Below are 20422 nucleotides of genomic sequence, written 5' to 3'. Positions count from 1 at the left end.
GAGCTATCAATGTTCGTCGTTTAGCTTGAGCTTCATATCATTCAGCCATTGCATGGCTTGCATTGGCGTCAAATTAAATAGATCCAGCTTCCGAAGCTGCTCTGCCAGCTGCTCCGCGCGTGTATTACCTTTACGGGACTTGCCTGCGCTTGGAGCTGCTTCTTCAAATATGGAAAGTTGAACGACACCCGCTGCTGCTGCAGGCTCGGGTACATGAACAGGTTCATTTATAATGGGCGGTTCCACCGCCGTTGGCGCCATTGCTGTTGGTGCTGCATAAGCGGCGGCAGCCTCTGCGACATAAGGAAGCTTAATCGCGGCCGCAGCTGCTAAGTGTTCTTGATCCGAGTGCAGCTCAAGGAGCGAATACGCACGATCGATGATGCTGCCGGGCAATCCGGCCAGCTGCGCGCAATAGATCCCATAGCTGCTTCCGGCCGCTCCGGGGACTAGTTTACGCAAGAAAGTGACATTGTCGCCGGTTTCTTGAACAGCCATGCAGGCATTCGCCAAACGCGGAAGCGTATCGCCCAGATGAGCCAATTCATGAAAATGCGTTGAAACGAGCGCTTTACAGCCCACTTCATGATGAACAAACTCGATGACCGCTTGTGCGATCGCCATGCCTTCGCCCGTGGATGTTCCACGTCCCAGCTCATCGATAATCACCAGACTTTGAGCGGTCGCTTTCTCCGTCATGATCTGAATATCTTTCATTTCCACCATAAACGTACTCTGTCCGCCGATCAGATCATCCGCTGCGCCAATACGCGTGAAAATGCGGTCAATAAGCGGGACTTCCGCGAATTTCGCCGGAACGAAGCAGCCGATTTGAGCCATGATGCTGACAAGGGCAACCTGGCGCATATAAGTGCTTTTTCCGGCCATATTCGGTCCGGTAATTAGCAGCATCGAAGCTTTATCTACGCCGTTCGCAAGCGATGTATCATTAGCAATGAACGCTGCGTCCATAACCGCCTCAACAACGGGATGACGACCTTCCTGTACGACAAAATCATACCCTTCCGTCACTTTCGGCTTCACGTAACGCTGCTCGCCGCTGACGGTTGCAAGGGATTGAAACACATCCAAGGCAGCGAGCACTTCGGCAAGCTTCTGAAGACGGTGCAGTTGAGCGCTCAGGTGATCACGAAGCTCTACAAATTTGGCATACTCCAGGTCGACCATTTTGTCCTCTGCCTCGAGGATCAGTGTTTCTTTCTCCTTCAGCTCCGGTGTTACATAACGTTCAGCGTTCGTAAGCGTCTGTTTGCGTTCATAACGGCCTTCAGGAAGACTTCCAATGTTCGCTTTAGACACTTCCAAGTAATAGCCGAACACTTTGTTGTAGCCGATCTTCAGTGACTTAATTCCGGTTGCCTCGCGCTCTCTGCGTTCCAGTTCTGCAAGCCACTTCTTGCCGTTCACGCTCGCTTCACGAAGCTCGTCCAGATAGCGGTCATAACCAGCCCGGATCAATCCGCCTTCACGAACAGAAACAGGCGGTTCTTCAACGATGACCGTCTCGATCATCTCAGCCAGATCAGCGCAGTGATCGACGTCCTTCACCAGCTTACGCAAGGTCTCGGAGTCTGAATCCGCACATAGAGCAGCAATGGCAGGCACGTGCTGAAGGGACGACTTCAATGCATTCAAATCACGACCATTCGCGCTTCCGTATGCAACTCGGCCAACCAGTCGCTCCAAGTCATAGATTTCATTCAATTCGCGGCGCAGCTCATCACGCAAAATAAAATTGCCATACAGCCTGTCCACCGCTTCAAGCCGCTCATCAATCGTCGACTTCGACAGGAGTGGTTTATCGATCCATCTTCTCAGCAGCCTTGCACCCATCGAGGTGCGAGTACGATCTAACAGCCACAGGAGCGAGCCTTTCTTGTGACGGTCGCGTACCGTTTCGACTAACTCCAAGTTTCGTCTTGTAAACGGATCAAGAATCATATATTGGTTCGGCTCGTAGACCGAAATACGTCTGACATGACCTAGCGAGCGCTTCTGCGTCTCATCCAGATAACCGGTCAGCAAGCTGACTGCCCGATGTCTGGCAGGTGCCAGAGCATCCAGCGTCAATTGACTGAATTGCTGTGCCAGCCGCTCCGGATCCATCGGTATTCGCTCCGTGAAGAGGACCGGACGGTTCCAAACCGCTGCTGCCGAGCGAAGCTGCTCCATCGCTCCCGCATCGCCGACAATCTCAGAAGGATGATAGACGTTCACTTCATCCGTCAATGCTTCTTGTGCAGCGGAGAACGAAGTGACATAAAGCTCACCGGTCGTTAAATCACATGCGGCAACGCCGAACGCGCCGCCATGCTCTGCCACGGCCACAATGAAGTTGTTCGCTTTATCGGCGAGCGACTTCGATTCCATCACGGTACCCGGCGTTACGACTCGGATGATCTCGCGACGAACGACCCCTTTTGCAGCGGCCGGGTCCTCTACCTGTTCGCAGATCGCAACTTTGAAACCTTTCTCAATTAAGCGAGCTATGTATCCCTCAGCGGAATGATAGGGTACGCCGCACATCGGAATTTTCTTGTCGCCCCCGCCCTCGCGGCCGGTAAGTGTTATCTCCAATTCCCTAGACGCGTTAATCGCATCGTCAAAAAACATTTCATAAAAATCGCCCAGACGGAAAAACAGAATCGCGTCCTTCGCGCCTTCCTTGATGCCCAAATATTGCTGAATCATCGGGGTATATGCAGTCATGCGACCCCTCCTATATGAATTTACGTATATTTGCGTGCTATGAACAAACAGACCTTCATTATAACAGAAAAAGCGCTCCGGTTGGAGCGCCCTAGTCTGAACTACATATGTAAGTCATACTGACTTGCTTGTTGCTACTTGGGTAGCATGATCGACGATGGAGCGAATTTTGCGGGATTGTGTTGTTCCGAGAGCTTGTCGAGCAATCAAAACTCCCCGACCGGTGCGGTTCACATTAATGGTAGTTAGGAACTGAGAATGGCCGACATCCTGTTGATGTCTGGCCATTTTTCATATATGCGGAGTGGCTAGCCGCTCAATCGGCCAGGCTGCTCAGCCGGGAAGAGAGCGGTACCCTGTACCGCTCTCCACCCGAATATCTCCATTTGAGGTATAAGAACGGTACCACATACCTCTCATTGACCTCATTTCACCATTAGCTGCCCATGAGCGGTACTACGTACCTCTATTGTGGAGGCACAATCCATCACTGCATTCATGAACGCATGAACGGTAACCGTTACCTCTCAAAACTGCCAAATGTTACTCCAAAGTTTGCTCTTCAACTAATCATTCCCATAGCTTATTCATGCGTCGCTTGCCCACCAATGTGCTGCTCTAATACTGCTCTCTTCGGGCAGTCTTCTGCTGAACTGGTTACCTTGTAGAACTCTAGATGTGCTTCTTGCACCAAAATCACCGCTTTACTCTCCATGTAGATCACTGGACGCGCTACTTGTACGAAATTTGCTGCATTTCCTGCTATGTAGACCTCTAGATATACTTCTTATAGTTTGGCGCTATTCTAGCTCTTTTCGACGTTCCACCACCAATGTGTTGCTCCAGAAGCTACTCTTTCTCTAAACTCACCTTTTTTCCGCCAATGTGTTGCCCTGGGTGCTACTCTTTCTCTAAACTAACCCTATCCCAACCAATGTATTGCCCTGGGGGCTACACATCCATCGCTGGCGCGCTCATCTTGGGATTGTGTTGCTCTCAGAGCTACACATTCATCGCCGACACACTTATCGTGGGATTGTGTTGCTTCCAGAGCTACACTCCCAACGCTGGCGCGATCTTCGCGGCATTGTGTTGCTCCTAGAGCTACACATCCATCGCTGCCAAACTAATCGCGAAAATGTATTGCTCCCAGAGCAACACATTCATCCCTGCCACGCTTTCGCTAGATTGTGTTGCTCGCTACTGCTTAACCGCGACAACAATCGTACATTTGTTGTCGCGATTAAGCTCTAACGAACCCGCAGGGCCTTATTTAAGCGAAAAAAGCTTTAATATTTTTTCTAACGAACCGTGGAGGCGCTATTGAAGGTAAATAGAGCGGAAAAAGGCTATCTGATACCAAAATAAGACCTGTATGGTTCGTTACAGTCCGAGTGACACCCTACTCAAGTGACCTAACCGAACGATTCGCCTGAGTAACTGGCCGTCTATCCTCGCCACTCCCGAGTGGAATCCGCCACTTCGTACGCAGATCCGCTTCCGTGTCCCACGTCTTCCCATCGCGAATCGCCATGAGCAGCGGTTCAATCCATTGCTCCAGCTCCCGGTAGGAACTCGTCGAGGTCATCGACGAGGCCAACAGCTCCAAACAGCCGCGCAGCTCAGCGCTGTCGCCTGCGTAATAGGCGGCGACATACCGCTCCTCTTCCGCGGGACAATAGCTCAGCGTTTTTGTTTCACTCGCGCAAAGCAGCGCCAAGGCAAAAGCAGCCTTCGCAGCCAGCGGCGACACGAGCCAGCTCGGCAGCGTCCGATACTCGAAGCCGCCATGCGGCTGAAGCCGGAAATCGCCAAGAAAGCCATATTTCGGACGGCGCGACTTTTCCCCAGCCGACTCGATCATGGCAAGCGGGAACGCTACATAGCTGTCCAGCAAGCGTAACAGCCTCCCCGTCATATAGACGCCACTGAGGTGGATGTGGCCGCCTAGCGCAAACCCTGCGGCAGGCATCCCCCCTGCCGCCCAGCGCAGCACCGGCTCGCTCGGGATTCGCTGCGAGGCCTGTTGCAATAGCATGCGGATGTTCCGCGCAAGCTCATCCGGCATTGCGGCCGGAGCAGGCCGGAGCTCGGCGATTGGATACCGTATTTGCCCTCGCACCACAACGGCATCGCAGCCGGCTCCATGCCCGCCCTCCAAGTAGCGGGCAGCAGACACCACTTTGCCCTCACCGTCAAGAAGCAGAAATTCAGGATCAGCCCCAATCAGAATGGACGATAAAGTAGTTGCTCCCGCTCCTGCCCCCAACTCACGCTCTAATCGCAGCACCGCTTCCTTCCAATACCCTTGCCGATAGTCAGCCAGCGACGGAAGCGTAATGCGCGCGACAAAGCACCGCCCCTGCTCCCCCTCAGCAAGCTCGACGATGCCATTATCTAATCCGCAAGCATAGAGTGCCCGAGCCGCTAAACGGACGAAAGGTTTGTATCTCGCGTCCTCGGGCAGAACTTCCTTATGCACTTCACCCAGCAGCACGTCAGCTTGGCCGCTAAGCCGTTTTCGTTTCCTCTCCACAGCGATAGGCAGCAGCTGGAACATCGAGACTTCGTAGCTAGGGATTCGATTCTCTCCCTGCTCATCTCGCCATATCGCCGCGCCAGCACGAACGATCCGCCTGCGCACCTCCTCCTCGTCCCAAACGGAGAAAGCCGCAGCGCCTGCATTGATAACAAGCGGCTGCTTGGCCATTTCGCGCCACCTGGAAGCCAAGCCTAGCCCATTACGCCCCACAAGGACGGCATCCTCGGCGTCGGGGCTGCCATCCCAACCTGCCCCTTCCGTGCTACCTCCGAAAGGGACGACTTCTGCTCCACTGCTCAACCAGACCCTGCCAGCCATCGCCGCCCACTCCGATCGCACTCTTTTGCAATGAACAAACGTACTCCGCTATTTTTCGAAAAAAAAGAGGGCTCTCGCCCTCGAATCTTTCCCCGCTCTCGCATACGATACACTAACCTAACTGTAACCCGCGAAAATTACAGTTCGTCGTCGAGCAGCTCCGGATCCAAATCTTCAAAGTCACCATCATCGCCGTAATCGTAATCTTTGCCGTCATCCGAACCACCCGGCAAAGTAGCTACCCACACCTTCGTTTCAGCAACCAGAACGACCGCAAACTCGCGCTCCACGCGAATGACGACGCTGTTGCCGCTGGACGAAATGTTAGCTTCAATGCAATTAGGCTCTTGCGTTGACTCCGCAGATACTTCCTCGGTCGAAGCCCGGTGCTTCGGATCGAGATAGGAGAGCGGCACATGTTCGACGTAGGATAATGTTTCTTTCGCTACGTCAGTCTGCGAGTTTTTGTTGTAAGAATACCAGATGTTGACATCGTAAGTACCGATAACTTCGATCCCGTCTCCGGAACGGACCGCCTCATATTGGTGATTAATAATCCAAGCGCCCAAGATGCTAGTTGGGTGATGAGGCGGCGTAACGTTATGAGTTACTGTGGAAAACTTACGACCTTTGCCGCAGACAGCTTTGGTAATAATTTCTCTAGCCTTAAGCTGTTTATCTGCATAAGCCATCGATCTAACCTCCTCCATACAATCATTCAATTAAAGTGTATGCAGGACATTCGTCTAGGGTGACTATTTCTTTTTGACATGTACAAATTTTATAGGCTAATTCATATTATTAGCAGAATTCCATTAAACGTTTGCTTCGCGCGCGGCAGCCTTCAGGCTGTTTTTCTGTTTTTTGAGCCGTTTTGCGATCGAGAGATAGCGCTGGAGCTCATGCACCAAATGCAATAGCGCCGCACGCATTTCGAATTCATCACGGGTTACGGGAAGCGGCATGGAAGGGAAGCGGGATTTCAGCTGCAATCGCATCTCATCGACTTTTCCCTCGTACACCTCGGATTTCACATCGTCAGCCAAATGCTCGAACAGCTCTGCGACAAGCTCGCCCTGCGGCAACGATTCATAGACTAGCGCCAATTGCGTTAACATCAAACTGATGGAGTCCAGCTGCTGCTGACGCATGTCAAAATAATTCGGCCAATAGCGGCCGTACACACTGTCTTGCCCCCATACCCGATTCTCGCGGGCGATCTCCGAACGCCGGATGCCTTCCTCAATCGCCTGCCCCGCTTCGAGCAGCTCTTCTCCATTCCATACAAGTGACGGCGAGCGCAGCGTTGCAGCCATCGTTTGAAAGATCCGGCCGAACTTCTCCTCCGTCACATGTCGGAGTTCAACTAGCTTATGCTCTTCCTTCGGCATATAGAGCAAATTAATGACGGTTGCCCAGCCCAAGCCGGTCAGCAGCAGCATAATTTCGTTGCCGATCAACGCAGTTGTAACTTCTTCCTTCGCATAAATATGAAAGACGATTACCGCGCTCGTGACGATACCATCCTTAAGATGAAACCGTGATAATATCGGAAAAGCGAACAGGACGAAGATCGAGATCGTCCAGAGATGGAAGCCGAGCACCATAAATAATAATGAAGCAAAGAATAAACCGAGCACAGAGGCCATGAATCGGTCGAAGGCACTTCGCAACCCTTTCATGCGGGTGACTTCGACGCCCAGAATGGCGAGCAAGCCCGCAGACAGCGGCGGGTTCAGACCGAGATAATGTGCCGTATAAAGTGCAGCAAGCGCCGCTATAGCGGTTTTGATAACGCGGATTCCCATAATTGCTCCTTAGTACGATAGCCGATAACTGACATTCTACGCTCACGCAGCTCCCAGCACGAACGAGATGAGATGTGGCGGACGAGAGAGTCCCAGCTTATTTTAGCACTATCGTACCCCTCTCCTAAGAGGCGAGTCAACTATAAGACTTGAACACAACGACGGCATTATGTCCGCCAAAACCAAATGAATTACTCACGCCAATTTGCAGGTCAGCCTGCCTTGCACGATTCGGTACATAATCCAGATCGCAATCCGGATCTTGATTCTCCTGATTGATCGTCGGCGGGATGATGCCTTCCTGAAGGCTCTTCATCAACGCAATCGCTTGTGCGCCGCCCGCAGCGCCCAGCATATGACCTGTCATGGATTTGATCGCGGAAATCGGAATGTGGCCGGCTTGCTCTCCGAATACTCGTTTAATCGCAATCGTCTCCGATAAATCCCCAATATGTGTGCTCGTTGCATGGGCAAAGATGACATCTACCTGATTAGAATCGACTGCGGCCTCGCGAAGTGCTGCCTTCATAGCCAGATAGGGTCCGTATCCTTCCGGATGAGTCGCTACCATATGATACGCATCTGAGCTTGCACCATAACCGACAACCTCTGCATGAATGCGCGCATTTCTACGTTTCGCATGGGCTTCCGATTCCAAAATCACAATCCCCGCACCTTCCGCCATCACGAAGCCGTCACGCCCTTGATCAAACGGCCTGCTTGCTTTGTGCGGCTCCTCATTGCGTGTCGACAAGGAAGTCGCGTTGCCGAAACTAGCTAAAGAGATTTCCGTTATAGCCGCTTCTGCACCGCCCGCAATCACAATATCCGCTGCTCCGCTTCGGATTAGTCGGAAGGCTTCCCCAATGGCTGTATTGCCGATCGAACATGCGGTTACCGGAGATAGCGTCGGACCATGAGTACCGTAACGGATGCTGATCATCGCCGCAGCCATGTTCGATATCATCATCGGCACCAACGTTGGGCTAATGCGTTCCGGGCCGCGTTCTTGCAGAATCGCATCCTGCTGAAGAAGGGTTTCGATGCCGCCGATGCCCGAGCCCACGTAGACGCCAATGCGTTCCGCATCCACTTCTTCCTTCTGAAGGCCGGCATCCGCCCAAGCCTGATCTGCAGCTGCCAGCGCGAACTGACAGAATCGATCCATACGTCTGGCTTCTTTGCGCCCAAACAACTCTTCCGCATCGAAATCTACCACGGTACCGGCAATCTTCGCCTTATGGCGCGTAACGTTAAACCGATCTATCGGCCTTATGCCGGACTGCCCGCTCTTCAATGCCTCCCAATAAGTATCCACATCAGACCCTAGCGGCGAAATAATCCCCATTCCGGTTACAACTACTCTTTCCATCGTTTACCTACCTCCTTGGAATCTTCTCTCTTGTGATGCTATGGTGTCATATTCGTTATCCTATTACAAGTTGTCGTTTATCCTAGTATAATTAACACCATACTAGAAGCATCCTTGAAGACGGAGTGATGAACATTGAACAATCGATCCCGGCTCCAGGCGCTATCGTCGTTCCTCAAAGCAAAGCGAACATCGCTCTCCCCTGAAGCAGTAGGATTACCAGCCGGCGGACGCAGAAGGACACCGGGCTTGCGAAGAGAAGAAGTCGCGCAGCTGGCAGGTGTTAGCCATACCTGGTACACCTGGCTTGAGCAAGGACGAGATATTAAAGCGTCCATGTCTGTGCTTGATGCAATATCGACGGCACTGCGCCTAACTTCCGATGAGCGAAAATATCTATACGCCTTAGCACTCGAAAGCGGAACAGGTCCAAGCGGCATATTGGAAGAAACAGCGCAAATCAGCCCTTCACTGCGCCGCATCCTGCAGGAGCTTCGCAGCTGTCCTACTATAATTTCGGATCGGCATTGCCAGATCGTCGGATGGAATGAGGCGGCCTCACATGTGTTTATGAATTTCGAGCAGCTTCCTCCCTCTGAGCGCAATATGATCGCGCTTCTGTTTGAACGTCAGGAATTTAGAAGGCTGGCAGGGAATTGGGAGCATTTCGTCAGCGGTTTTCTTGCTATTTTCCGTGCATATTACGGACAGTATGTGGACGATGAATGGTATGAGCATTTCCTCAGCCGAATGAAACAGACCCAATCAGACTTTGCCGCACTTTGGGAGAAGAGCCAGGTAAGTGCCGCTCCGGAAGTTCTAATCGAATTTCGGCATGCCAAGGCAGGCAAGATGCACTTTCAGCTTACGTCCCTGCAGGTACATGGCGAAACCGACCTGCGCTGCAGCATCTATACCCCGGCACCGGATTCCATGACCGAGTGGAAGTTAGAGCAACTGATGGCCAAGGAATCTGCCGAATAGCACCCGCTCCACTATAGAAAAAGACCGCTGCCTGCGATTTCTCGCAAGCAGCGGCCTCTCTTCTACGCCGATTGTTACAGCTTATAAATTGCAGCGTATTTTTTCTCTAAATATTTAACCAAGTAATCGGGATCAAGCGGTTTACCCGTAATGTCGTTGATCAGCTCGGACGGCGTTCTCAGCTTACCGTACTGATATACTTTATCTGTCAGCCAGTCTTTAATCGGATGCAGATTGCCTTTCTCGACATTTTCCCAGAAGTTCGGCATTTCGCGCTCAAGAGTATCTGTGATTTGGGCAGCATACATATTGCCAAGGGAATAGGATGGGAAGTAACCGAATGCCCCGCCGGACCAGTGCACATCCTGAAGAACTCCTTCTGCATCCGTTGGCGGTTCAATGCCTAGGTATTCTTTATATTTCTCATTCCATAGCTTTGGAAGCTCGGATGCTTTCACACCTTCATTAAAGATCAGCTTCTCCATCTCATACCGAATGATAATATGCAGGTTGTACGTCAGCTCGTCTGCTTCAATCCGAATGAGAGACGGCTGCACGACATTCGTTGCGCGATAGAAATCTTCCATCGGGACTTCAAGCTGATTCGGGAAATGCTCCTGCAAATCACCGTAGTAACGGCTCCAGAAGTTTAAGCTGCGGCCGATCACATTTTCCCAGAAGCGGGATTGCGATTCGTGGATACCCATCGACGTCCCAGTGCAGAGCGTTGTACCGATCAGGTCTTGGCGAATATTTTGTTCATATAGCGCATGTCCGCCTTCATGGATCGTACCAAACAACGCGCTGGTCACGTCATCTTTAAGATAACGCGTCGTAATCCGCACATCCCCCGGATTAAGACCGGTTGCAAACGGATGCGCGCTTTCGTCAAGTCTGCCGCCGTTAAAGTCGAAGCCCATTTGATCTAAAATAAATTTGCTGAATTTCTTCTGCGCATCCTTCGCGTACGTCTGCTTCAAGAAACCCGTTTCCGGCTGATGCGGCGAAGCGGCAATTGCGGCAGATAGCGGTACGAGCTTCTCGCGGAGTCCCCCGAACACGCGGTCCAGCTCTTCCGTGGTCATTCCCGGCTCATACATATCCAGAAGCGTGTCGTAGCGTGTACCTTTAACGCCCCATAGGTCGATGAATTGATTTGTGTATGTAATGATCTTATCCAGATAGGGTTCAAACGACGCGTAGTCGTTGTTCGCTTTGGCCTCTTCCCAGAAAGTTTCCGCTTGCGAGGTAAGCACCACGTAATCCTGATACATCTTAGGCGGAATCTTCACGCTGCGGTCATATTCCTTACGGGTCTCAGTCACCAGACGCTTATGAACCTCATTCAGACCTTCATATGCACTTGGCTCTTCCAGTGCTGTCAGCCATTCGCCAAGCTCCGGAGCAGTTGCCAGCTTGAACATTTGACCGGACAAATTACCGATCGATTGCGATCGAACATCCATACCTTTGCGCGGAGCGCCGGTACGTAAATCCCACGAGAGCAGTGCAAGTGACTCCTCGTAACTTTTGATAAGTCCGATCCGTTCTACAAACAATTCCAATACTGCTGTGCTATTTGTCATCAAACTGTCATCACCTTTCCATAACGTTTACCCGCTACTACTTGATCATACTTTTTGCAAACCGTATAATCAACCTAATCCTGGCTTTGTACGCAACCTCTATGAAAGGAGTTTTGACATGCAATTTTCATTTACATCATCAGCTATCGAGCAATTGTCTCCTTATATGCAAGGCGGCGGTAAGCATCTTAAGCTACTGTACGACACGGAAGGCTGCGGCTGCGTTGTCAGCGGCGTCCCGACCTTGCAGCTTCTCGATCAAGCACATCCGGACGATCGATTAGGCAGCGGAACTCCCTATTCCGTATGGTACGAACCCCGTTATGAGGTGTTCTTCGAGCCCAACCTCAAAATTGATTATAATGAAGCACGCCATTCGTTCAGCTTAAAGAGCGACAGCCAGATTTATACCGCCAACTTGCGGTTCATGAAAGTGTAAAATGATTTACAAATAGAGAAAGCATTTTTTTATCTTGGGTAGGAGGGAAACCAATGAGTAATATTAATGACATTCTAGCCTTTAATGAGCAATTTGTTGCCAATCGCGAGTACGAGAAATATTTGACGGATAAATTCCCGCACAAGAAGATGGTCATCGTAACGTGTATGGACACTAGACTTACCGAGATGCTGCCGAAGGCGCTAAATTTGCGTAATGGCGATGCGAAGATTATTAAGAACGCCGGTGCCATCGTGACGCAGCCCTTCGGCAACATTATGCGGAGTATTCTCGTTGCCGTATATGAGCTGGGCGCCGATGAGGTCGTCGTAATCGGACATCACGAATGCGGGATGACGGGTCTCAACCCCGAACTGGTGATTTCACATATGCTTGATGCCGGTGTAACCGACGAAACCATTCGCACGCTTCGCAATTCGGGTATGCACCTGGAACGCTGGCTGACCGGCTTCGATAACGTACAGGAGAGCGTTGAGCGAAGCGTTGGTATCATTAAGAATCATCCATTGCTGCCTGCTCATACCCCGGTGCATGGCTTGATTATCCATCCGGAGACAGGCAAACTGGATCTGATTGTCAACGGCTACGAGCCTGCTGCCGAATAATTCATCGATATCAAAAAAGCTTAGCCGCCAAGACTGCCGCACTATGCGCAGCGCTTGATGGCTAAGCTTTTTCTATTGGCATGCTACCGTTTCTTCTCCTTCGCTGCAGCTGCGCGCGCGGCAATTACGTCACTACGATCACGAAGCGTGTGGCGGTTAATAAGCGCTTCATCCATACGGCTTGTCGCTCCCCACACATACCCTTCCCGCTCCGCTGCCCTCACACATCGTGCGTGCAATTCCGGATCAACAAACGGCAAATTCATATCTACGAACGGCTCAGAACCTTCGATGGCCTGGATTCTTTCAACAATCATCGCGATCAGCTGCTCGCCGTTCAAACCAACTTCATGCAGCTGCTGCGCGTTAAGTCGCTGCTCGGCTTGACGCAAGATTTTCAGCGCACCTCGATTATTCTGCCTTCTATGATGATAGGATCCGACTGCAATCTGAATGAGCCCAACCCACGTCGAGTCTAACTGGTCGCCGGTATGCTCCTTCCAATATTCCTCGAGCAATTCATGGCATTCAAAATAATCTCGAGTTGCATGAAACTCGTATAGAAACGACTCATATGCCGCCGGATATTGCTTCGATTGCACGTATATCCCCCATTTCCGTAAAATCATTCGTAAAAAGAGAATGAAAACTGAAACCTTTGATTATATTAGACGTAATTGTACTGAATGGCAATATAAGCTGTTTAGCAGCAAATCAGGAGGAGACACACAGATGAAAAAGGGTTTATTATTGCTGATGGCTTTCACGCTTTTTTTCGCGTTCAGCGCAGGGTCAGCTGATGCGAAGCCACGGGGCAAGTTTTCTTCACCGAAGAAGAGTTACACGTCAACCCCTTCCAAACCTGCTGACAATGTTACGAAAAGTACAGGCGGGACAAGCGGGACGACGAAATCAGGGGCAGCATCCACTACAGGCAAACGCGGTTTCTTCAGCGGCGGCAGCTTTATGAAGGGACTTATGATTGGCGGACTTGCAGGTTTGTTGTTCGGCGGTATGTTCGGCAATCTCGGTTTCCTCGGAGACATGTTCGGATTAATCATTAATGTGATAGCTATCTATATTATCATTGTCGCGATACGGGGTATATTCCATTACTTCAAGAATCGCAACAAACCCTCCCATCCCGATCAGCGGAGACCTTACTAAGCGATGAGAATCTATACGGATGAGATTATTAACGCTGTTTGCCTCCATATGGCAGAACGTAGAGGCGTCTCTCCGACGGATGTTGAAGTACAGCTGTCATGGGATGAAGAATACGGTTATACAGCGGAGGTTTGGATTCAGGGACGCAGTCAATATTTGGTGGAAGCGAACTTGCTGGAAGCCATTGAGCAATATTTGTTAAAGCAGTATCAGCTTCGTAAATTCCGATCGCAGATTACATTGGATGCGGATGAAGAGTTTTGGGCGGATATTGAGGATTAGTCGAAACGGGATTGGCGCGGAAGCGCCGAATCCCGTTTTTTGTTTGTAAATATCGGAAAATGTCATTTTCTTCGCAACCTCCTCCCCTATTCTACGTCTAATAGAGTAGATTCAGAGAGGAGTGTTCGATAAGCAGATGGTTATTCGTAACAAATGGACGTTTATTATCGCCGCTGTTCTGGCTATTCAAGCTATTTTGTCGACGATATCAACGACCAATAGTGATGCTGCCGGTGCATCCGCAGACAACACGACTAAATTTCGTGTCTACCACAACGATGCTGCCATGAAGGAATTTGCTGCCGAGAGCAGCGCTGTTGCTTACGCTAAGCAATTTACGTACACACATGTGGAAAAAATCGCGAATCGGGAATGGGTTTGGGACAATCTTCCGAGGTATAAGGTTTACGAGAACGGTGTTACATCAAGCGGTCGGGAATTCCGTACACTGACTGAAGCGCAGCGCTTTGCCAGCAAAGCTCGTTTTGCACAAATCCGCGACTTAGAGAAGCCCGGATTCATTCAAAGCACTTATCCAAACTACCAAATGTATCAAGGCGATAAAACGCTGGCGAACTGGTCGTTCGTGACCCTAGCCGATGCGAAGAAAGCAGCAAAACCTTACGGCAACATCCATATTATCGAGCTGGCAACCAATCAGTGGGTATGGGATAACCTTACTGAAGCACAGAAAGCCGCTCAGCGCAAAGCGCCGCTAACCTACAGCATTGTAACTGACAGCGTTCAAGATAGCGCACCGGCTTACAGCTTCTTGTTAGATGCGATCCGTGCTTCTTTCAAAGTATCACGGAGCAGTGTGGTAAATACAACTACAGGTCAAATCGTACATAGCAATATCCCAACTTTTACAGTCGTCCAATCCGGACCGGTTCTGGCCTCCTACTATAGCGTTCAAAGTGCGATTCAGTATGCCAAATCGTTGTCCGGCGCGTCTGTAGTGAAAAACGGACTCACATGGTGGACGAATGTTCCTTATCTGGCGGTTTATCAAGGCGACCAGAAGCTGCGCGCTTTCCACACGCGCAAAGGTGCAATCGATTTTGCCAATTCGTATGCAGGTTCAACGGTAATGACAACAGACCTCCGACCAATCTGGAACAATAAGAAAGCGCTCCAGCTTGTCGGGTGGAACGGAACGTCCCGTACAGCGACCGTACTGGATCAAGTCAGCAAAACACAAGGACTTGATGTAGATTCTCCATCATGGTTTGAGCTTGCGAGTGCTGATGGTACCTTTACGGACACTTCGGATCCGGCATTGGTTCAAACGATGAAGGCTTCCGGAATCAAGCTGACTCCTCTCGTAAGCAATCAGTTTGACGCGGCACTGACAAGTGCATTTCTGCGGAATGCATCAGCAACCAATACATTCATCACCACCCTCGTTAGTAAGCTAGCTGCACTTGGTGTCGATGGTGTTAATATCGATTTTGAAGGCATGGCGGGTAAAGATCGTGACTTATACACCGAATTCGTTCGTACGCTTACAAACGCAGCGCACAAAGCCGGTTTATCGGTTTCCATCGATTTGCCAAGAGGCGACGTAAGCTGGGATGCCAAAACCGCCTACGATCACCGTGCTCTCGCCGAAATTGTAGATATGATTATGGTTATGGCCTATGACCAACACTGGAAAGGCAGCGATGAAGCTGGATCCGTTGCTGAATTGACTTGGGTTGAGGATGGCGTTAAGCAATTTCTTGCCTATGGCGTTCCGCGCAGCAAGCTGATGCTCGGCATCCCGTTCTACGTGCGGGAATGGCGTATTGATGCAACAGGTAAACTGGTGGACAACAAAGCCATCTATATGAGTGAGCTGCCCCGTATCATCGCTGAACAAGGCGCTACTCGCACGTTTGATGCTACAGCTGGTCAATGGAAATACCAATATATGGATCAAGATGGATATACGCATGTATTCTGGGCAGAAACTGCCGACACCGTGAAGGCACGCGTCAACATTGCGAAGAAATACGATTTAGCCGGCGTTGCCGCATGGCGTCTCGGTTACGAGCAAGCAGATTTGTGGACCATGCTCCTCCAGCTCAAGTAGAAGCGACTGGCCAAGTGGTACTTCGGTATCTCGGTATGGTATGATATTGAAGATCTTGTTCGGCCATTCACTTCATAACCGTTAGGAGACTGCTGTATGTCCAATTTAAAAGAAATACAATCCCTCGATGAGTGGAATGCGGCATTTGAAGCATCCAGCTCACGTCCATTGGTCGTGTTCAAGCACAGTACGACATGTCCGGTAAGCGCTAATGCGTACACGGAGTTCTCGAATTACTTGAAGAATAACGAGGCTGCTTCAGCTGACACGGACTTTGTTCTGGTCAAGGTCATTGAATCCCGTCCGGTGTCGAACCAAATTGCGGAAGATACTTCGGTTAAGCATGAATCCCCGCAGGTAATCCTAATCAAGGATAAAGCGAAATATTGGACTGCATCCCATTGGTCCATTACGGAAGCGCATATGTCTGCGGTAATGAACTAATCCATGAAGCCCCCTGATTGAAGCGTAAAGACGCTTGGGTCAGGGGGCTTTTTTGTGATGTTCATCTCTTGAACATAAACCATATATTAGAAGTTCCTATGACAAATGTCCAAGCGAGCAGGCTAAAGCGTGCATTAATTAGTTAGAAATATGGATCGGAGGTTTCTAACTATGGCATGCGATAATTCTGTAACAGCATTAACCTGCTGTGCGAATGATGAATATGTGCAAGACAAAGTATGTACCCCATGGAGCGGTACCGTCGTAGCAACCGATGTGTTGCTCATCATCTATGTCAATAATATAAGTCAAAATTTGGTGGGAACCGGTTATATCCAATATGATGTTGGACCGGATGACATCGTTTTAGATGTACTTAATAGCGCAGGTGCGCCGATGATTACCCCCATTACCCTTACTCCTGGCATGAGTTTTGCTTTTACTTACCGCCGTTTCGGTTCTATCCGGCTAACATTACCGGGAACAACCGCTGGTAATTATCAGGGTGAATTCTGTATTACTACCCGTTATACCGTTTAGAGTTTTCAACTAGAGGAGGGATATGTAAATGTGCAATTCGGCACTTAGTTGTTGTTCGGACAAAGTCATGGTGCAAGATAAGGTTTGTACGAACTGGCAGTTTACGGCTGCCGGTACCCAAACCGTTTATGCAGATAATTTATCTCAGATCATTACGGGCACGGGGTATGTCAAAATCGAATCCAGTACAGGACCGATCACGGTCAACTTTCTCCGAAATGCGGCTACCATTCAAACGATCATTATACCTGCAGGAAGCAGTACATCATTTACTGTAGGTCGTTTTGATACGATTACCTTAACGGCAACAGCAGCGGCGACCGGCGAGTTTTGTATCACCATCCGTTACAACCTCTAACGTGTTTAAGGCGGCTCCCCAGTTTATGTTGGAGAACCGCCTTTTTCATTGTCAGCTTGAGAGCGAAAGTGTAGTCGATATAACATATTTCCCCTCAATATACGTGGATTCATTGCCTTGTGTTGGAATACGAACCGCTCTAATTACTTGCCCGATATAATTAACCGTACTGCCAGGCGGCACGGTCATGCGCTTTGTCTCTACCCCTTCAATATCGACTTCAAGAGCTTGCGTGCTGCTGGCGCTTGAGAAAATGCTTATTTGGGTCACCGTAAGATAAGAGACCACATCCAGCTCCCATAGTTGAAATTCGGGCTGTTCTCCTTGGACCATTAGGCTTCCACAGCATTCTTTCTCTAAGCTGAAGGATGTTTTCTTCGTAGGTGGATCCTGAGGATATACATAAGGCGGCTGCGGAAGGATGACATTATTGGTTTGCGGCGGACATAAAGGCGATGGGTGCGATCGCCACTTTCTTCTGTGCCGATGAATGCATTTTTTGGGTGGCTCACATTTTTTTCTTATACGGTTAGAGGGCTGCTTCTTGCGACATAATGTCCTGTTCAGCATACTCCCCTCTTTCCGGAACCTAAATTAAGAAGCCTTTCTGATATTAAATGCCTGTTCTCCACTCATTGCCATTCGTAAGCAGATATTATTTCCACTTTCTGTTAGGTCAGTTCATGCATCGACCAAACAACGCCTCGCGTAGCCCCGCTTCCTATATTGATTGATATCGTTAACCCATCGGAATTGTAAAATAATCCCACGACATCGCCGGCTGTAAGCGCGACGTCGCCTGCCAGCGTGATCTCACCATTTCCGAGTACAGCTCTTAAAGTTAACACCAAAACCACGTTCACATTTAGCACGGGGAGAAGACCGCTTACTAAATTGGTCGCCGTCGGCGCAGTACGCTGCACTGCAAAAAAAGGATTGATGCCAGCGCCAAGGGTCACGGAAACTGCGGCAGTTGTAATATAGTTGATGGTTGCTTTGATCGCATATCTGCCCGTAACCGGCACCGTGAAATTCCCCGTCGTCGCGTTAAAGGCTGCATTTCCATAATAAGGACTCGCGATAGACCAGTTCGTAAGTTGCGTACTGGTCGTTATAGAAAGCGTAGCTAAGAACGCAGAAAAGCCAGTTGCTGCAAAATTCGGCCCTGTGTCGCCCGTCACTCCAGTCGCCCCCGTCGCTCCCGTCGCACCCGTTGCCCCTGTTGCACCAGTCGCCCCTGTCGCACCCGTCGCCCCTGTCGCACCTGTCGCCCCTGTCGCACCCATCGCTCCCGTTGCTCCCGTCACTCCTGTCGCACCCGTCGCCCCCGTCGCACCCATCGCTCCCGTAGCTCCTGTCGCCCCTGTCGCACCCATCGCACCCGTTGCTCCCGTCGCTCCAGTCGCCCCTGTCGCACCCATCGCTCCCGTTGCTCCCGTCGCTCCCGTTGCCCCTGTCGCTCCAGTCGCACCCGTCGCACCATTCGCTCCCGTCGCACCTGTTGCTCCCGTCCCCCCAGTGGCTCCCGTGGCTCCCGTAGCCCCTGTCGCCCCTGTCGCTCCCGTAGCTCCTGTCGCCCCCGTCGCTCCAGTCGCCCCTGTCGCTCCCGTCCCCCCTGTCGCCCCTGTCGCTCCCGTAGCTCCTGTCGCCCCCGTCGCTCCCGTTGCTCCCGTCGCTCCCGTCGGACCCGTTGCTCCCGTCGCCCCTGTCGCACCTGTCCCCCCAGTCGCACCCGTCGCTCCCGTCACTCCAGTCGCTCCAGTCGCACCTGTCGCTCCAGTCGCACCTGTTGCTCCCGTTGCCCCTGTCACACCTGTCGCCCCTGTCGCCCCTGTCGGACATATCGGGCAGCATTGTCCGCCTCCTCCATTCGAGAGCCCATTGCAGCTCAAAACAGAAGAGCCTGAGCAGGAACAATGTCTGCGCAGCGCGCTTTCTAGGTAAACGTCGCCCGATTTAGAGTTTCCGTTTGGCATGATTTCTGTCCCTCCGTCCCCTTTACCTAAACAATCTACTAGTTCTAAAATTTCTCTATTACTAGTAAATGGTCATTATCATTCATCGCTTGTACTCAAGCCTGTGGAGCACAAAATTTGGCTATTTAACAAGCCACAACAAAAAAAGCCTGCCACCTATGTGGCAAGCTTCAACTCCGCTATTGCTTGCATTCACCTATTCTCTGCCTCGCTTCAGCAACCGCCTTACTCTGCACCTGCCCAGTCACTGCTTACCCTTACTACCCCGCGCCATATCCTGCATTTATCCCGCCATTACATTTGCAGCTAAGCAAACACCATATTTTTCCCATAGAAAATCTCGTCCATTTCCCACTTGACGCTTTTCTCAATTTCCAGCTGCTCTTCCTTGCTAAGCGTATCCTTCGTGTACCCGAACAAGTAGTTGTTCAGATCAAATTCCCGCAGCTTGCATTTCGTGTGAAAAATATTTTCCTGATACACATTCACGTCAATCATCTGATACAAGTCTTGAATTTCTTCCGGGATATAGCTCTGAATCGAGCTGATTTCGTGGTCGATAAACAGCTTGTGGCCGTGGATATCGCGCGTAAATCCCCTTACTCTGTAATCGATAATCATAATATCGGTATCAAACGAGCGAATGAGATAGTTCAGCGCTTTAAGTGGGGAAATCTCACCGCAAGTGGAGACGTCAATATCTGCACGGAACGTGCTGATGCCTTCATCCGGATGGTACTCGGGATACGTATGCACGGTGATATGGCTTGTATTCAAATGCATGGCAACGCCATTTGGAACCGGTCCGGGCGATTCCTCGAACGATTCATGTGTCGCCTGCTCGAGCGGACCTTCCGATACAAGCATCGTTACGCTTGCCCCTTGCGGCTCATAATCCTGCTGGGCAACATTCAGCACATGGGCGCCGATAATTTCGGCTACCGTTTTCAATATCGAGGTCAGTCGATCCGCATTATATTGCTGGTCTATGTAAGCGATATACGATTCACGTTCTTCTTTCGTTTTTGTAAAGCAAATATCATACATGTTGAAGCTTAATGATTTGGTCAAATTGTTAAAGCCATGCAGCGTAATGCGCTGCTCCGATGTTAAGTGCAAATGAGCTCCCCCTAAGTGTAACGCCTCCGGCGCGGAAATAAACAGCTACACTTAGAA

Annotated in this window: 19 protein-coding genes; 9 read left to right on the top strand and 10 right to left on the bottom strand. The window is 50.5% G+C overall.

The genetic code is table 11. From position 1 onward, the window contains the following. Positions 1-6: 6 nt before the first annotated feature. From mutS to fabF, 5 genes are all read right to left on the bottom strand, one after another. Positions 7-2730: a DNA mismatch repair protein MutS gene (mutS, locus tag AC50Y3_RS03045; protein ID WP_494817278.1), complete on the bottom strand. Its 2724-nt coding sequence runs from the start codon at positions 2728-2730 to the stop codon at positions 7-9. 1402 nt (positions 2731-4132) lie between these two features. Continuing rightward, positions 4133-5590, bottom strand: a complete 1458-nt coding sequence (locus tag AC50Y3_RS03040; protein ID WP_494817277.1) for a putative amidoligase domain-containing protein — start codon at positions 5588-5590, stop codon at positions 4133-4135. Positions 5591-5727: 137 nt separating this feature from the next. Continuing rightward, on the bottom strand, positions 5728-6282 hold the full coding sequence (locus AC50Y3_RS03035; protein WP_090978422.1) for an outer spore coat protein CotE: 555 nt from the start codon (positions 6280-6282) through the stop codon (positions 5728-5730). A gap of 123 nt (positions 6283-6405) precedes the next feature. After that, positions 6406-7398 carry an aromatic acid exporter family protein gene (locus AC50Y3_RS03030; RefSeq protein ID WP_494817276.1) on the bottom strand — a complete coding sequence of 331 codons (993 nt, stop codon included), beginning with the start codon at positions 7396-7398 and terminating at the stop codon, positions 6406-6408. Positions 7399-7534: 136 nt separating this feature from the next. Beyond that, positions 7535-8770 (bottom strand): beta-ketoacyl-ACP synthase II, encoded by a 1236-nt coding sequence (fabF, locus tag AC50Y3_RS03025; protein WP_494817275.1) that lies wholly within the window; start codon positions 8768-8770, stop codon positions 7535-7537. A 135-nt stretch (positions 8771-8905) separates the two neighbouring features. Here fabF and AC50Y3_RS03020 point away from each other — a divergent pair, with 135 nt between their 5' ends. Then, positions 8906-9754 carry a helix-turn-helix transcriptional regulator gene (locus AC50Y3_RS03020; protein WP_494817274.1) on the top strand — a complete coding sequence of 283 codons (849 nt, stop codon included), beginning with the start codon at positions 8906-8908 and terminating at the stop codon, positions 9752-9754. Between the two features lie 74 nt (positions 9755-9828). On the opposite strand, the gene AC50Y3_RS03015 is transcribed toward AC50Y3_RS03020, so the two are convergent. Next, entirely contained in the window at positions 9829-11340 is a 1512-nt protein-coding gene (locus AC50Y3_RS03015; protein ID WP_494817273.1) for a carboxypeptidase M32, read from the bottom strand. A gap of 118 nt (positions 11341-11458) precedes the next feature. Between AC50Y3_RS03015 and AC50Y3_RS03010 the strand changes: the two genes are divergently transcribed. Then, positions 11459-11779, top strand: coding sequence for an iron-sulfur cluster biosynthesis family protein (locus AC50Y3_RS03010; protein WP_494817272.1), 321 nt, complete (start codon positions 11459-11461; stop codon positions 11777-11779). 53 nt (positions 11780-11832) lie between these two features. Further along, the gene (locus tag AC50Y3_RS03005; protein ID WP_494817271.1) at positions 11833-12405 is read left to right on the top strand and encodes a beta-class carbonic anhydrase; all 573 of its coding nucleotides are present in this window, start codon (positions 11833-11835) and stop codon (positions 12403-12405) included. 83 nt (positions 12406-12488) lie between these two features. Here the strand turns inward: AC50Y3_RS03005 and AC50Y3_RS03000 are convergent, their stop codons facing one another. Next, positions 12489-13007, bottom strand: coding sequence for a DUF309 domain-containing protein (locus AC50Y3_RS03000; protein WP_494817270.1), 519 nt, complete (start codon positions 13005-13007; stop codon positions 12489-12491). 130 nt (positions 13008-13137) lie between these two features. Here AC50Y3_RS03000 and AC50Y3_RS02995 point away from each other — a divergent pair, with 130 nt between their 5' ends. From AC50Y3_RS02995 to AC50Y3_RS02970, 6 genes are all read left to right on the top strand, one after another. Beyond that, the gene (locus AC50Y3_RS02995) at positions 13138-13572 is read left to right on the top strand and encodes a hypothetical protein (protein WP_494817269.1); all 435 of its coding nucleotides are present in this window, start codon (positions 13138-13140) and stop codon (positions 13570-13572) included. Between the two features lie 3 nt (positions 13573-13575). After that, the gene (locus tag AC50Y3_RS02990) at positions 13576-13854 is read left to right on the top strand and encodes a YxcD family protein (RefSeq protein WP_494817268.1); all 279 of its coding nucleotides are present in this window, start codon (positions 13576-13578) and stop codon (positions 13852-13854) included. Between the two features lie 136 nt (positions 13855-13990). After that, a complete protein-coding gene (locus AC50Y3_RS02985) occupies positions 13991-15928 on the top strand; it encodes a glycosyl hydrolase family 18 protein (protein ID WP_494817267.1) in 1938 nt (645 codons plus the stop codon). Positions 15929-16024: 96 nt separating this feature from the next. Next, positions 16025-16372 (top strand): bacillithiol system redox-active protein YtxJ, encoded by a 348-nt coding sequence (gene ytxJ / locus AC50Y3_RS02980; protein ID WP_210658480.1) that lies wholly within the window; start codon positions 16025-16027, stop codon positions 16370-16372. 171 nt (positions 16373-16543) lie between these two features. Further along, positions 16544-16912: a DUF3992 domain-containing protein gene (locus AC50Y3_RS02975; RefSeq protein ID WP_494817266.1), complete on the top strand. Its 369-nt coding sequence runs from the start codon at positions 16544-16546 to the stop codon at positions 16910-16912. 28 nt (positions 16913-16940) lie between these two features. Continuing rightward, positions 16941-17270 (top strand): DUF3992 domain-containing protein, encoded by a 330-nt coding sequence (locus AC50Y3_RS02970; RefSeq protein WP_494817265.1) that lies wholly within the window; start codon positions 16941-16943, stop codon positions 17268-17270. Positions 17271-17321: 51 nt separating this feature from the next. Here AC50Y3_RS02970 and AC50Y3_RS02965 read toward each other — a convergent pair whose 3' ends face one another. The 3 genes from AC50Y3_RS02965 to speD all read right to left on the bottom strand — a co-directional run bounded on the left by AC50Y3_RS02965 (position 17322) and on the right by speD (position 20365). Further along, entirely contained in the window at positions 17322-17603 is a 282-nt protein-coding gene (locus AC50Y3_RS02965) for a hypothetical protein (RefSeq protein WP_494817264.1), read from the bottom strand. A 338-nt stretch (positions 17604-17941) separates the two neighbouring features. Then, a complete protein-coding gene (locus AC50Y3_RS02960) occupies positions 17942-19246 on the bottom strand; it encodes a hypothetical protein (RefSeq protein WP_494817263.1) in 1305 nt (434 codons plus the stop codon). A gap of 306 nt (positions 19247-19552) precedes the next feature. Then, positions 19553-20365, bottom strand: coding sequence for an adenosylmethionine decarboxylase (gene speD / locus AC50Y3_RS02955; RefSeq protein ID WP_494817262.1), 813 nt, complete (start codon positions 20363-20365; stop codon positions 19553-19555). Positions 20366-20422 lie beyond the last annotated feature (57 nt).

Source organism: Paenibacillus sp. J22R98 (genome assembly GCF_059383835.1).
This window is presented reverse-complemented; position numbering and strand designations above follow the sequence as displayed.